14 protein-coding genes, 1 riboswitch and 1 other annotated feature are annotated in these 14,042 nt (G+C 52.4%); of the genes, 9 read left to right on the forward strand and 5 right to left on the reverse strand.

The annotated features are described in order from the left end of the window. The first annotated feature begins 153 nt into the window (after positions 1–153). The 4 genes from C6I21_RS09260 (at position 154) to metK (ending at position 4,391) form a co-directional block, all read left to right on the forward strand. Complete coding sequence (locus tag C6I21_RS09260) at positions 154–1,464, forward strand: arsenic transporter (protein WP_105959186.1); 1,311 nt, start codon at positions 154–156, stop codon at positions 1,462–1,464. A 287-nt stretch (positions 1,465–1,751) separates the two neighbouring features. Beyond that, on the forward strand, positions 1,752–2,363 hold the full coding sequence (locus C6I21_RS09265; protein ID WP_181186199.1) for a molybdenum cofactor guanylyltransferase: 612 nt from the start codon (positions 1,752–1,754) through the stop codon (positions 2,361–2,363). A 16-nt stretch (positions 2,364–2,379) separates the two neighbouring features. Beyond that, complete coding sequence (gene ytkD, locus C6I21_RS09270; RefSeq protein WP_105959188.1) at positions 2,380–2,883, forward strand: RNA deprotection pyrophosphohydrolase; 504 nt, start codon at positions 2,380–2,382, stop codon at positions 2,881–2,883. A 40-nt stretch (positions 2,884–2,923) separates the two neighbouring features. Continuing rightward, a riboswitch (SAM riboswitch) is annotated at positions 2,924–3,033 on the forward strand. A gap of 146 nt (positions 3,034–3,179) precedes the next feature. Next, positions 3,180–4,391 (forward strand): methionine adenosyltransferase, encoded by a 1,212-nt coding sequence (gene metK / locus C6I21_RS09275; protein ID WP_105959189.1) that lies wholly within the window; start codon positions 3,180–3,182, stop codon positions 4,389–4,391. 51 nt (positions 4,392–4,442) lie between these two features. Here the strand turns inward: metK and C6I21_RS09280 are convergent, their stop codons facing one another. Next, the gene (locus C6I21_RS09280) at positions 4,443–5,219 is read right to left on the reverse strand and encodes a glucose 1-dehydrogenase (protein ID WP_105959190.1); all 777 of its coding nucleotides are present in this window, start codon (positions 5,217–5,219) and stop codon (positions 4,443–4,445) included. Between the two features lie 138 nt (positions 5,220–5,357). Between C6I21_RS09280 and C6I21_RS09285 the strand changes: the two genes are divergently transcribed. Next, the gene (locus C6I21_RS09285; RefSeq protein WP_105959191.1) at positions 5,358–5,942 is read left to right on the forward strand and encodes a TetR/AcrR family transcriptional regulator; all 585 of its coding nucleotides are present in this window, start codon (positions 5,358–5,360) and stop codon (positions 5,940–5,942) included. Positions 5,943–5,955: 13 nt separating this feature from the next. On the opposite strand, the gene C6I21_RS09290 is transcribed toward C6I21_RS09285, so the two are convergent. Continuing rightward, entirely contained in the window at positions 5,956–6,474 is a 519-nt protein-coding gene (locus C6I21_RS09290; protein ID WP_105959338.1) for a gamma carbonic anhydrase, read from the reverse strand. A gap of 111 nt (positions 6,475–6,585) precedes the next feature. Here C6I21_RS09290 and C6I21_RS09295 point away from each other — a divergent pair, with 111 nt between their 5' ends. Next, positions 6,586–7,389, forward strand: a complete 804-nt coding sequence (locus C6I21_RS09295; protein ID WP_105959192.1) for an alpha/beta hydrolase — start codon at positions 6,586–6,588, stop codon at positions 7,387–7,389. Here C6I21_RS09295 and mnmM read toward each other — a convergent pair. Next, a complete protein-coding gene (mnmM, locus tag C6I21_RS09300; RefSeq protein ID WP_105959193.1) occupies positions 7,357–7,926 on the reverse strand; it encodes a tRNA 5-(aminomethyl)-2-thiouridylate-methyltransferase MnmM in 570 nt (189 codons plus the stop codon). The two genes, C6I21_RS09295 and mnmM, sit on opposite strands and share 33 nt — an antisense overlap. Further along, on the reverse strand, positions 7,923–8,951 hold the full coding sequence (locus C6I21_RS09305; RefSeq protein ID WP_105959194.1) for a threonine aldolase family protein: 1,029 nt from the start codon (positions 8,949–8,951) through the stop codon (positions 7,923–7,925). Before C6I21_RS09305 ends, mnmM begins: the two co-directional genes overlap by 4 nt. A gap of 156 nt (positions 8,952–9,107) precedes the next feature. Next, positions 9,108–9,313, forward strand: a binding site (T-box leader). 127 nt (positions 9,314–9,440) lie between these two features. Here C6I21_RS09305 and leuS point away from each other — a divergent pair. Next, on the forward strand, positions 9,441–11,876 hold the full coding sequence (gene leuS / locus C6I21_RS09310; protein WP_425352497.1) for a leucine--tRNA ligase: 2,436 nt from the start codon (positions 9,441–9,443) through the stop codon (positions 11,874–11,876). A 38-nt stretch (positions 11,877–11,914) separates the two neighbouring features. Here leuS and C6I21_RS09315 read toward each other — a convergent pair whose 3' ends face one another. Then, positions 11,915–12,514, reverse strand: a complete 600-nt coding sequence (locus tag C6I21_RS09315) for a TetR/AcrR family transcriptional regulator (protein WP_105959196.1) — start codon at positions 12,512–12,514, stop codon at positions 11,915–11,917. 146 nt (positions 12,515–12,660) lie between these two features. On the opposite strand from C6I21_RS09315, the gene C6I21_RS09320 reads away from it, so the two are divergent. Together C6I21_RS09320 and C6I21_RS09325 are read left to right on the forward strand one after the other, a co-directional pair. After that, positions 12,661–13,422 carry an SDR family oxidoreductase gene (locus tag C6I21_RS09320; RefSeq protein ID WP_105959197.1) on the forward strand — a complete coding sequence of 254 codons (762 nt, stop codon included), beginning with the start codon at positions 12,661–12,663 and terminating at the stop codon, positions 13,420–13,422. A 312-nt stretch (positions 13,423–13,734) separates the two neighbouring features. Beyond that, positions 13,735–14,022, forward strand: coding sequence for a hypothetical protein (locus C6I21_RS09325; protein WP_105959198.1), 288 nt, complete (start codon positions 13,735–13,737; stop codon positions 14,020–14,022). The last annotated feature ends 20 nt before the right edge of the window (positions 14,023–14,042 follow it).

The raw sequence follows: 14,042 nt of genomic DNA on the forward strand, positions 1-14,042 counted from the left end.
AGCAGGCATACAAGAAGAAACCCTCCGGCAATGATGGAGGGTTTTTTCTTCGTGATTTCGGAAAGAAAAATATATTATCCATTGATTATATAATCAAATGATTATATAATGCAGGAGGTGTTCGATGATTCAGTCAGAAGAAAGGATGTTTTTATGGAGGCGTTTCTTGCAGGAGCTATATTTCTAGTCACATTAGTATTTGTTATCTGGCAGCCGAAAGGGCTGTCTATTGGGTGGTCGGCTTCCGGAGGGGCGCTCCTCGCACTCGCTGCGGGTGTCGTAAGCTTCACGGATGTTGGTGAAGTAACGGCTATCGTCTGGAATGCAACATTCACATTTATCGCAGTCATTATTATTTCATTAATTCTCGATGAAATCGGCTTTTTTGAATGGGCCGCGCTTCATATGGCGCGTATCGCAGGCGGAAGCGGTGTACGTATGTTCATTCTGGTTACGCTGCTTGGGGCAGTAACTGCCGCTTTCTTCGCCAATGACGGTGCAGCACTCATTTTAACACCGATCGTCCTTGCGATGGTACGGGCGCTTCAATTCAAAGAAGCTATGATTCTTCCATTTGTTATGGCAAGTGGATTTATCGCAGACTCGACATCGCTTCCGCTGATCGTCAGTAACCTGGTGAATATCGTTTCAGCAGATGTGTTCGGTATTGGATTTATCGAATATGCCTATTACATGATTGTTCCTAATTTGTTTTCCCTTGCTGCCAGTATGCTTGTTTTGTACGTTGTTTTTCGGAAGAATATCCCTTCTACATATGATATGAACATGCTGCAGACCCCGGAAGCCGCAATTAAAGACCACAGGATGTTCCGTTTGTCCTGGGTTGTTCTCGGGCTCTTATTAGCGGGCTATTTCGGAAGTGAGTTTATCGCATTTGGCGATGGCACACTTCCCGTATCGTTTGTTGCCGGCCTGATTGCTGTATTTTTCCTCCTGATGGCCCGCCGCTCACCGGCTGTGGAAACGGTACGGGTCATGAAAGAAGCACCATGGGCGATCGTCGTTTTCTCTATTGGGATGTACGTCGTTGTATTCGGTCTGCGGAACGCGGGACTCACTACGATTCTGGCGGGCGTTCTGGAGCAGGCGGCAGAAGGGGGGCTGTTCGCAGCTGTTATGGTGATGGGCTTTTTAGCAGCGGTTCTATCCTCTGTCATGAACAACATGCCGACCGTGATGATCAACGCACTCGCGATTCAGGACACCGATGTAACCGGCGTCATGCGGGATGCATTGATTTATGCCAATGTTATCGGCTCCGACCTCGGTCCGAAAATCACACCGATCGGATCGCTTGCGACGCTGCTCTGGCTGTTCGTCCTGCAGCAGAAAGGTATCCGCATTTCCTGGGGCTACTACTTTAAAATAGGCATCATTCTCACGCTGCCGACACTGTTCATCACACTTGCCGGACTGTGGATCTGGCTTTTAATTATCGGCTGACCGGATGATGATTCAGGCTTCTCTGCGAAAAGTGCAGGGAAGCCTTTTTACCGTTGAAGAAATTATAAGAAACGAAGCTTCATTCAAACAGGTGTGCCAAGGGCTGAAGCATTTCAATGTTCAGCTGCATTTACCGTCGTTGTTTTTGTTGGCAGACTTCTCCGCAGTTCGGCAGAAGCACTCTGAACGCTTACAGCCGTCCACGGCCGGGTATATACAAAACAGCGGTGTATTTGCACCACCATGTGATGAAAGGTAGAATGAGAGCAGGAAAGGGCGGAGATATCATGAAGCGATACGGGACAGCCGGGCTCGTCATGGCCGGAGGCAGGTCAAGCCGTATGGGCGGAGATAAAGCGCTTCTGCCGGTCGGAGAAAAGACCGCTGCAGCGCGCACTGCGGACATGGCATCCGCTGTGTGTGATATCGTCGTGGTCATTACAAACTCGGATGAAACGGCAGAAAGCCTTTCTTACGTCTCGGTGAACGATCTCCGGCCGTATGAAGGGCCGCTTGCAGGAATCGAAGCAGGAATGAGCGCTGTGGAGGCGGAGTGGTATCTGGTCTGTGCATGCGACATGCCGCTCGCAGAGGAGAAGGCTGCTTCCATCCTGATAAACGAAGCGGAGAAAACAGGAGCCGATGCAGTGATACCTGTCATCGACGGCAGGCAGCAGCCGCTGTTCGCTGTTTACAGCCGCCGCGTACTTCCGGAGATCAGCCGCTGCCTCGACCGGGAGGAGCGTTCCATGAAAGCTCTCTTCCGCTCGATACACGTAACGGAAGCGCAGGAACCGCTTTTTCTTGAGAGCGGGATGACGAAAGAAGCGCTGTCGCTGTTGTTTTATAACATGAACCGCCCGGAAGAATATGACTGGATCATCAGCCGGATGACGTAGCTTGGAGGCGACATGGATGACAGAGAAAACATTTCAGGACTTTTATCAGAATCAGGTCTATTTCTCCACCGATGATCATCCGTACGGATCAGACCCCCGCCACGTGTGGGTGATTACCCGGCATAAAGGAGACTGGCTGCTGACGAAGCACCGCTCCCGCGGCATGGAATTTCCAGGCGGAAAAGTGGAAGCGGGGGAAACAGCGGAGCAGGCAGCTGTAAGAGAAGTATATGAGGAGACGGGCGGAATCGTCCGGGATATTCATTACATCGGCCAGTACCGTGTGGAAGGCCGGAAAGAAACGGTCATCAAAAATGTGTATTTTGCTGATGTGCCGGAAGTCGAGAAAAAAGATAATTATCATGAAACACGTGGACCCCGGTTCGTTCAGAAGCTGCCTGGAAGAATCCGCGGGCACCGCGGGTACAGTTTTATTATGAAAGATGATGTGCTGCCGCTCAGTCTTGCAGAGGTAGCGAGGCGTTTTCCGGAAGGCTCGGCAAAAATGCGCGGCAGTTGACACAGACAGGAAAGTCCGTTATTATTCTCAAAAGCGGATACTCTTATCCCGAGCTGGCGGAGGGACAGGCCCGAAGAAGCCCGGCAACCATCATCTTTCAGGATGAACGGTGCCAACCTGCAGAACGAAGTTTGTTCTGACCGATAAGAGGTGAAAGGAATCGTATCAGCCTTCTCCTCACTCAGCAGGGGAAGGTTTTTTTTATTCAGTCCACGGACTGCCGATCACCACCATCAATGAGGGAACACCGATGGGAGAATGAGTGCCGTAATGAAGAATGGAGGAGGAACTTGCTCATGGCAGGAAAAACACGTTTATTTACATCGGAATCAGTTACAGAAGGACACCCGGATAAAATCTGTGACCAGATTTCCGACTCGATTCTGGATGAAATTATTAAGCAGGACCCGAATGCACGGGTCGCCTGCGAGACTTCAGTAAATACGGGACTCGTGCTTGTAGCCGGGGAAATTTCAACGTCTACGTATGTGGACATTCCGAAAGTTGTGCGGGAAACACTGAAGGATATCGGCTATGTACGTGCCAAATACGGGTTTGATTATGAAACCTGTGCCGTACTGACATCGATTGATGAGCAGTCGGCGGATATTGCGCAGGGTGTGGATCAGGCGCTGGAAGCACGGGAAGGCCAGATGACTGACGATGAGATCGAATCGATCGGTGCAGGGGACCAGGGGCTGATGTTCGGATACGCCGACAACCAGACACCTGAACTGATGCCGCTGCCGATCGCTCTGTCCCACCGGCTCGCCCGCCGTCTGACACAAGTGCGTAAAGAAGGCATTGTGGAGTATCTCCGCCCGGACGGAAAAGTACAGGTGACGGTGGAGTATGATGAAAACCAGGAGCCGCTTCGTGTCGACACGATCGTCGTTTCCGCCCAGCATCATGCAGAAATTGACCTCGATCGAATCAAGCAGGATATTAAGACGCACGTTATTGAGCCTGTCGTCGATGCATCGCTTCTGGATGATCAGACGAAATATTTCATCAACCCGACCGGCCGTTTCGTTATCGGCGGCCCGCAGGGGGATGCCGGACTGACCGGAAGGAAGATTATTGTGGATACGTACGGCGGCTATGCCCGTCACGGAGGCGGTGCATTTTCCGGCAAGGATGCGACGAAAGTCGACCGCTCCGCTGCTTATGCAGCACGCTACGTGGCGAAAAATATCGTCGCTTCCGGACTCGCGGACCGCTGTGAAGTACAGCTGGCGTATGCGATCGGCGTAGCACAGCCGGTTTCCATTGCAATCGATACATTTGATACAGGAAAAGTATCCGAAGACGTCCTCGTTCAGGTCGTTCGTGATAACTTTGACCTGCGTCCGGCAGGTATTATTAAGATGCTGGATCTGCGCCGTCCGATTTATAAGCAGACAGCTGCCTACGGCCACTTTGGGCGTACGGACATCACGCTGCCCTGGGAGCAGACGGATAAAGCAGAAACGATCGAAAATCAGGCGCTGGAGCTCGCTGGAAAATAAAAAGAAAGCACGGCCGCTTCTGCGGTTCGTGCTTTCTTTTTTGTCTACAGGTTAGTATTTGGCCGACTGGCCGCCGTCGATGGTAATGACAGAGCCGTTAATAAACGTCGATTCATCGGACAGGAGAAAGACGACGAGTGCGCCGACTTCTTCCGGCTTTCCGAATCGTTTGGATGGGTTGGCCTGGACAAACTGCTCTCCGAACGATTCCCAGTCATCGCCGGCCATCTGCTTCAATGAGCCTCGGACCATATCGGTCATAATCGCTCCCGGCGCGATGGCATTAATACGCACGTTGAATTCACCGTACTCCACACCTGAGTTTCGTGTGAGACCGACGACGCCGTGTTTGCTTGCTGCATAGCCCGACTGGCTGCCGACACCGCGGATGCCACCGACAGAGGCGGCGTTGACGATGGAACCGGCTCCCTGCTTTTTCATTTCCTTTAATACGTATTTCATTCCGTAGAAAACACCATTCAAATTGACGTCGACGACTTTGGCAAACTCGTCGGTGCCGTAGTCTTCGGTCAGGTTCTGTTTTCCTTCAATGCCTGCATTGTTGAAAAATCCATCGATCCGTCCAAACGTGCTGACGCATGTTTCGACAAACTGTTTCACTTCTTCTTCGTTCGTGACGTCGGCCTTTACCGCTTCCACCTGCGTACCGTGCTGCTTCAATTTTTCAGCGGCCTCCTGAAGTTTTTCCTCATTCATGTCCACTAAAAACAGAGACGCTCCCTCTTCCGCTGCTTTTTCTGCAGCAGCGAGCCCCAGCCCGGATGCACCGCCGGTAATCAGAATTACTTTGTTTTCCAGTCTTTTCATCGAAATCTGCCTCCTTTACGTAATTTGGAATGGTACAATTTGAGTGTAGCACGCAGAAAAAAAGATAGAAGAGAACAGGATTGGCCTGCTGTAGAAAGAATCGACATCTTTTCAATATGTGTAGAAAGGCGGGGGCGTATGGGGGATCAGGCGGCAAGGACGAAGCATCATTTAAAAGAAGGACTGATGGAAGAAATCCACGATGGGGGCTGGAGCCGGGTAACCGTCAATAAAATTGCGGAGCGGGCGCAGTATCACCGCACGACATTTTACAAATACTATCACAGCCGCGATGAAATCGCACAGGACCTCCGCAGAGAAATGAAGGAGGAGATCAAACGGACGAGCATGAACCGCTACAGTCCGGGATTTCCGGTAGAGCTTGCGGATATGCATGAAGCGTCGTTTGAGTTACTGTATTTCATTCAGGAAAACCGGCGGTATTTCGATCTGCTCATCCGTCAGGACAGCCTCCCCGGGGCGGAGAAGGACCTGGTGGAAGGTATTTATGAAGTGCTGCGGGAAGCGTTCCTGCTTGCCCCCAAAAGCGGAATCGACGTCAATACGCCGGTACACAAACGGTACATGGCCTACGGTACCGCAGGGCTGATACAGGACTGGATTCAGGCGGGATACCAGCCGGGGCCGGAAGAAGTAACAAAGCAGCTTATCACCGTTCTTCATGCCTTTTCCAAAGGGTTCGTTATCGAAGAGAAGCGCTGACACCTAAAAGGTATCAGCGCTCTTCCTGCATTCGTTTGTACACTTTTCCTTTATCCACATACGTCTGGCGGATGCGTGTAAGTTCTGCGTAATCATCCTCCGTCAAATCGCGGACGACCCGTGCCGGTCTGCCGAGGGCCAGTTTCCCCGGTGGGATCTCGGTATTCGGTGTAACGAGGCTTCCTGCGCCGATAAAGGCGTTTTCCCCGATGACCGCCCCGTCCAGAATTGTACTGCCCATGCCGATCAGGGCGCCGTCATGAATCGTGCAGCTGTGAAGCATGCATTGATGACCGACCGTGACGCCGCGTCCGATGACAAGCGGAAGGTTCGGGCTCTGGTGGAGAAGCGACTGGTCCTGGATGTTGGAGTCGTCTCCAATGACCGTCGGCTCCACATCCCCGCGGATAACCGTATGATACCAGATGCTTACACGGGCACCTACCGTAACGTCGCCGGTAATAACGGCGTTTTCCGCTACATAGGCAGTGATATCAATCTCCGGGTCTTTCCCGTTGTATGGGTAGTGAATCATAAGACGCCTCCTTTTTCTTCATCGTACAGGAATGGAAATTGCTTGACCAGTGCCAAAGAGACAGGCAGTATAACGGTAGACGACGAAACCATCAGGGAGGAACAGACTATGTGGCTGTGGAGAAGCACCGTTCAATCACCAAAAGGCGTCATCGTTCTCGTGCACGGAGCAGGAGAATACCATGGGCGCTATGAAAAAACGAACCAGCTGCTCAATGAGCACGGGTATCACATTATCATGGGGGACCTTCCCGGACAGGGAACAACGGCCGGTCCCAGGGGGCACATCGACTCCTTTTCCCAGTACGTCCGCGAAGTAACCAGCTGGATGCGGGAAGCATTTCAGTTTGATCTGCCGGTCATTCTCATGGGTCACAGTATGGGAGGCCTGGCTGCCCAGGAGACGCTGCACAGCCTGCCGGATCATCTTCAGCCGGAAGTCATGCTTCTCTCCTCGCCTTGCTTCGGTCTTGCGACGAGCCAGCCGCGGTGGAGAAGAACACTTGCCGGAATGCTTTCCCGGACGGCACCGAAAACAATGTTTCCGAACGGGCTGGAGCCGGGAAGCGGCACGCGGGATGAAACTATGCGTCAGCGGGATGAGGCAGATGACCTGCTCGTGAAAAAAGTAAGTGCCCGCTGGTACACGGAGCTGTTAAAAGCGATGAAGCGGGCTCACGAGACAGCACCGGCGCTTCCAGACGTTCCAGTGTATGTTACGCAGGGAGGCGACGACCGGATCGTCGATAAACAGGAAGTGCGCCGCTGGTTTGACGCCCTCCGCGTTTCAGAAAAAGCATATAAAGAATGGCCGGACGCCTACCATGAAGTACTGAATGAGCCGGAGCGCAGGCAGGTAGCGGATCACCTGATCGGCTTTTTAGACGTCCAGCTTCAGCTCCGCCGTCGTTAACCGCTCCAATACGACTAAAAAGGGCGCTGCGCCGCGCTGGTTGATATACTGATAGATCAGTGCCTGTACCTGTTTCTGGGGAAGCGATGAGGCGAATGCCATCAGCGCATCGCGCTCGTTTTCTCCGCCCGGATGGCCGTGGTAGACGACCATCACGATCCGTCCGCCTGCTTTCAACTGCGGAAGCAGCGTCCGGAGTGCCTGAAGCGTTTCTTCTGGTGTTGTCACGACGGATTTATCGCCGCCCGGCAGATAGCCGAGGTTAAACATGACGCAGTCGAGCGGTGCGCCGGAAAGATACTTCCCGGCGTTCGCATGCGAGTCCCGGACGAGGGTGACCCAGTCCGGGGCTCTTTCTTTCGTTTCATCCAGTGCCTGCTGCTGGATATCCATGCTGGTGACAGTGCCCTCCGGTCCGGCACATGAGGCGAGAAACGTGGTATCATGACCGTTCCCGGCTGTCGCATCGAGAACGTGGCCGCCTGTTGGAATTACTTCTCCGGCAAACATTTTTGCCGCTTCCAGTACCGATTTCATCGGTCTGCCCCCAGCTTCTGCAGGATGGAAACAACCGTGTCGATATCGTCCGGCGAGACATCCGCATTCGTCGTAAAGCGGACCGCTTCCGGCTTGTACTGAATGACGGCGGCGCCTTCTTCATGGAGCGCCTTCACCCATTCAGCGGCAGAGCGGGAAGAGGTGTCTGTGTCTGCGACGATAATATTCGTTTCCACATCATGGCGGATCGTTAAATCGGTGTCGTTCATAATGACGTGAGCCAGCCGCTTTGCGTGGTCGTGATCTTCCTTTAACCGGCCGCGTCTCTCCTGCAGCGCATAGAGCCCGGGTGCAGCAATAACACCGGCCTGGCGGAGGCCGCCGCCGAGCATTTTCCGCTTTTTGCGTGCGGTCTGAATGAATTCCTTTGTTCCGGCGAGCATCGAACCGACCGGTGCACCGAGTCCCTTCGAGAGACAAAACTGCACACTGTCTGCAAAAGCGGCGATTGCTGCCGGCTGCCGGCCGGTTGCTTCCGCTGCGTTAAACAGCCGGGCTCCGTCCATATGCACCGGAATGCCATATTCGTCAGCCAGTGCACGGACACCGGTCAGATAGGAAAAAGGAAGAACACTTCCGCCGCCGCGGTTGTGCGTGTTTTCCAGCCAGATCAGTCCGGTCTCCGGATAATGAACATCTTCCGGACGGATGGCTGCTTCCATGGCATCCAGATCCACAACGCCTGCTTCGTGCGGGAGCACACGGGGCTGGACGCCGGCGAAAGCGGAGATGGCCGCACCTTCGTAAATATAGACATGTGCTTCATTATCCATCACAATCTCCTGGCCGGGGCGGGTATGGGTTAAAACAGCGGCCTGGTTCCCCTGCGTCCCACTCGTCGTAAACAGCGCGGCCTCTTTGCCGAGAAGCTCCGCTGCATAGCGCTCCAGCTCATTGACGGTCGGGTCTTCCTCATATACATCATCCCCGACGATGGCCTCGGCCATAAGCCGCCGCATCGTATCATCGGGTTTGGTTACCGTATCACTGCGCAGATCAATCATCGTAACGCCTCCTTCAGTAGTAAATCATTTCTATTCTATCATTTCCGGTTCGTTTTTTTCAGGAATCAGAAGGAAAACGGCAGGTGGAATCGGGGAGCAGCGCTTGACAGAGAAGCTTGGGGTGCATACAATGAGAACGATACAATAATATGGAGAAAACCAGCAGAGAAGAGGATCAGTAACAGCATTCCCCGTCTTCAGAGAGTTAACGGCAGGTGAAAGTTAACGTCAGGGTTCTGTGAACTCGCCTTGGAGCTGAGCATACAGCCGTGATTCCAGCGTTAGTGGAAAAAAGGGAGTGCACCGCTGTGCACTAATCGTGGGTGGTACCGCGGGAAGTATTTAAACCTCTCGTCCCGGCAGACGCTGGGGTGTGAGGTTTTTTTTGAAGGCAGAATGAACGGATCAAGCGCGGGTAAGTTCTCTTTACATAAGCAGAGCGTTCCTGAACCCAGCTCCGCGTCCGGACATACACACGATTTTACAACCATGCAGGAGGGAACCAACGTGGCATTTTATCATCAGCAGATTGAGTCCAAATGGCAGAAATACTGGGAAGACAATAAGGTATTTAAAACGAAGGAAGAGCCGTCCAAAGAGAAATTTTACGCGCTGGACATGTTTCCATACCCATCCGGAGCGGGGCTTCATGTCGGTCATCCGGAAGGATATACAGCAACAGACATTCTCTCGAGAATGAAGCGGATGCAGGGCTACAACGTGCTTCATCCAATGGGATGGGATGCGTTCGGACTTCCGGCTGAGCAGTATGCGCTGGATACCGGCAGACATCCGCGGGAATTTACCGAACAGAACATTAACAACTTCCGCCGCCAGATCAAGGCGCTCGGCTTTTCCTATGACTGGGACCGGGAGATTAACACGACGGACGAAGACTACTACAAATGGACCCAGTGGATCTTTATTCAGCTTTACAACAAGGGCCTTGCCTATGTCGATGAAGTAGCGGTGAACTGGTGTCCGGCACTCGGTACCGTACTTGCTAATGAAGAAGTTGTCGATGGAAAAAGTGAGCGCGGCGACCACCCTGTCGAGCGCCGCCCGATGAAGCAGTGGATGCTGAAGATTACGGAATATGCCGACCGTCTCCTGGAAGATCTGGAGGAGCTCGACTGGCCGGAATCCATCAAAGATATGCAGCGCAACTGGATCGGACGCTCGGAAGGGGCGGAGGTTGCTTTCCCTGTTAAAGATTCCGACGAGGAAATCCGTGTTTTCACGACCCGCCCCGATACGCTTTATGGTGCGACCTACATGGTGCTTGCTCCGGAACACGAGCTCGTTGCGAAACTGACGAGTCCGGAACAGCAGAAGCCGGTGGAGAACTACCAGAAAGAAGTGGCGCTTAAGAGCGATCTGGAGCGCACAGAGCTTTCGAAGGAGAAAACCGGCGTGTTTACCGGAGGGTATGCTGTTCACCCTGTGACCGGAGAGAACGTGCCGGTCTGGATTGCGGACTACGTGCTGGCAACGTACGGTACAGGCGCCATCATGGCCGTCCCTGCCCACGATGAGCGTGACTACGAATTCGCCACAGAATTTAACCTGCCGATTCAGGAAGTTGTTTCAGGCGGAGATATTTCCGTGGAAGCTTACACCGGGGACGGGGAGCACGTGAACTCCGGCTTTCTGAACGGTCTGGAGACAGAAGAAGCCATTACGAAAATGTGCACATGGCTCGAAGAAGAAGGAAAAGGTAAGCGCGAGGTCACCTACCGGCTGCGCGACTGGCTCTTCAGCCGTCAGCGCTACTGGGGCGAGCCGATTCCGGTCATCCACTGGGAAAACGGCTCCATGACACCAGTTCCGGAGAACGAGCTTCCGCTCACGCTTCCGGAAATGGACGAGTTTAAGCCATCCGGTACCGGGGAATCTCCGCTCGCCAACAACGAAGAATGGCTCTACGTGGAGGATCCGGCAACGGGCATGAAAGGCCGCCGTGAAACCAATACGATGCCGCAGTGGGCGGGAAGCTGCTGGTACTACCTCCGCTACATTGATCCGGATAACACCGAGCAGCTCGCCGACCCGCAGAAACTGCGCGAATGGCTTCCGGTGGACATTTATATCGGCGGTGCCGAGCATGCGGTTCTTCACCTGCTCTACGCCCGTTTCTGGCACAAGGTGCTCTATGATATCGGCGTTGTGCATACGAAAGAACCGTTCCAGAAACTATACAATCAAGGCATGATTCTCGGGGAAAACAACGAAAAAATGAGTAAGTCGAAAGGCAACGTCGTGAATCCGGACGACATTATCGTCTCCCACGGAGCGGATACACTGCGTCTCTATGAAATGTTTATGGGGCCGCTTGATGCGTCCGTTGCCTGGAGTGAGAACGGTCTGGATGGCGCGCGCCGTTTTCTCGACCGCGTCTGGAGATTGTTTGTTGATGAATCCGGTGCATTAAAGCCGATCGTCATGGACGGTCAGGATTCCGATGAGATGACGCGTGTCTATCACCAGACCGTGAAGAAAGTGACGGAGAACTATGAAAACCTCCGCTTTAACACCGGTATTTCCCAGCTGATGGTGTTTATCAACGAAGCCTACAAGCAGGAAAAACTGTCGAAGAGCCATATTGAAGGCTTCCTGAAAATGCTGTCACCAGTGGCTCCGCATATCAGTGAAGAGCTGTGGAATAAGCTCGGTCATAACGAGACGATCACGTATGCTACGTGGCCGGTGCATGATGAATCCTGGCTCGTGGAGGATGAAGTGGAAATTGTACTTCAGGTAAATGGAAAAGTAAAAACGAAACTGCTCGTCGCAAAAGAAGCATCCAAAGAAGAGATGGAGCAGCATGCCATGGAAGACGAGAAAATCAAGCAGGAACTGGAAGGGAAAACGATCCGGAAAGTGATCGCCGTTCCCGGAAAACTTGTTAATATCGTCGCAAACTAAAGCAGTTCGTAAAAAAACACCCTCCAGAGGGTGTTTTTTTACTGCCGGTGCAGTGAGGCGGTGTAGGAGACTTCCGGATGTTCGGGATGGTGGCGGATAATAGCGAGAAGCTGATTGTTCATGTATTCCGGCGTTTCCGGAAAGCCTCTCCGCACCCAGTCCATGATCATCCCGGTGATCGCATGGGCATGATAGGAAGCGTACAGTTCTTTGTTCAACGATGGAGGGGCATCGATCAGCAGTTCTTCCAAAGTGATTTTCTGGATCATCGACTGGATCTCCAGCTGAAAGTCATACGCTGTGGAGGAATCCAGGATAACCGTGTAGAAACCGCCGTTTTCATACACGTGTTCAAAGATCTGAATGGAGGAAGCAGACAGCTCATCGAGAAACAGGCGGCGGACATGGAGGTAGGGTTCCCGGTAGCACCTGGCCAGGTCATCCAGAACACCGCTCCGTATTTCTTCGAACAGTTCAGCTGCATTGTTATAGTGATGATAAAACGTACTCCGGTTCAGATCGGCGCGCTGGACAAGTTCAGTGATGGTTACAGCCCCGAGCGTTTTTTTCTTTAACAGTGTCAGAAGCGCCTGCTTTAAAGCGAGCTTCGTTTTTCGTACGCGGCGGTCCTCGTTCATTTCTACCTCACTCCTTTCGACATTTCACACGCTCTTGTTGCTTAACCGGCAGTGCAGCTTATGTGTGCTGTCTTTTCTTTCAGTATACTCCGTTATACTGGAAACAGCTACAATGAGTTCCATACTTTTCTTAAGGAGTGACAGACATGAAACTTCAAGGAAAAACAGCTGTTGTGACAGGTGCTGCATCAGGTATGGGGAAGGCGACTGCGCTGCTTCTGGCATCGGAAGGAGCGAACGTTGTGTCAGCAGACATTCAGCAGGATGGAGCGGAGAAAACGGCGGAGGAAATCCGCAGCCAGGGCGGTAAAGCAGTCGGTCAGCAGACAGATATGAGTAGTCCGGAAGAAGTAAAGGCGATGATTGACCGGGCCGTTGATGAATTCGGCACATTGGATATACTCGTAAATAACGCCGGCATTATGGACGGATTTGAGCCGGTCGGCGAGATTTCACTCGAGCGGTGGGAGAAAGTATTTGCAGTGAATACGACCGGGGTAATGACGGCGATGAAGGAAGCGGTACACGTGTTTTTAGAAAAAGAGAGCGGAGTGATTGTGAACATCGCTTCCACCGGAGGAGAGAACGGCTCCCATGCCGGAGCAGCCTACACCGCATCCAAACATGCGGTGATCGGCTTAACGAAAAACACGGGCTTTATGTATGCAGAGAAAGGCATCCGCTGCAATGCCATCGCCCCTGGTGCAGTGCAGACGAATATCGGCTCCAGCATGACATCTGTAAGCGAATTCGGCCAATCGAGAGCCGGAAAGACGCATGGACTCGTTCCCAGGGCCGGGGAACCGGAAGATATTGCCCGGGTGGTTCTTTTTCTCGCTTCAGATGATGCTTCGTTTATCAACGGATCTGTCGTGACAGCGGACGCAGGATGGACAGCTGCTTTTTAGAAATGGATAATGAAGCATTAGAAAAATAACTTCTCACAAACTGTCTGCGGTCTCTATATGACTGCGGGCGGTTTTTTGTTTTGTATAGTATTCGAAACTTCTTCTACACAGGTATGTTGAGAGTCTTGGCATTTCAAAACTCTGTTGGGTACGCAGTATGTTTCTGCTTTCCGGCCTGTTATCATACAGTGATATGGACAGCTGTATACGTTTTGTTTCACTTTTATATAATTAATGTTTGACTTTTGTATAAACGGGGGATTACGTTACTACCGGTGTAACAGCCATTTAAATAGAAAGGAGTGACAGAAGATGACTTCTTTGTTTCTCGTACTGTTTGTGATGCCGCTTCTCAGCTTTCTTGTCGGGATCGGCGGAGGTTATACGCTCCGTAGTATGTCCGTGAAACTGCTGGCACTTCCTTTATCGATGGTCATGCTTCACCTGATTATGATTTTCACGGTTCTTGGTATGAGTTATGCACACTGGCTGATTGCAGTCGTCATGATGGCCGGCATTATGATGGTCCCGGCTACGGTAATCGGAGAGTTCCTGCAGCGGAAATATCCGATTCATCTGCCGGCCTGGCTGCGCCGTTAACAGCACGGCCAATAAAGCCC

Origin of the sequence: Alkalicoccus urumqiensis, from assembly GCF_002993335.1 — a bacterium.
Classification (GTDB): domain Bacteria; phylum Bacillota; class Bacilli; order Bacillales; family Salisediminibacteriaceae; genus Alkalicoccus; species Alkalicoccus urumqiensis.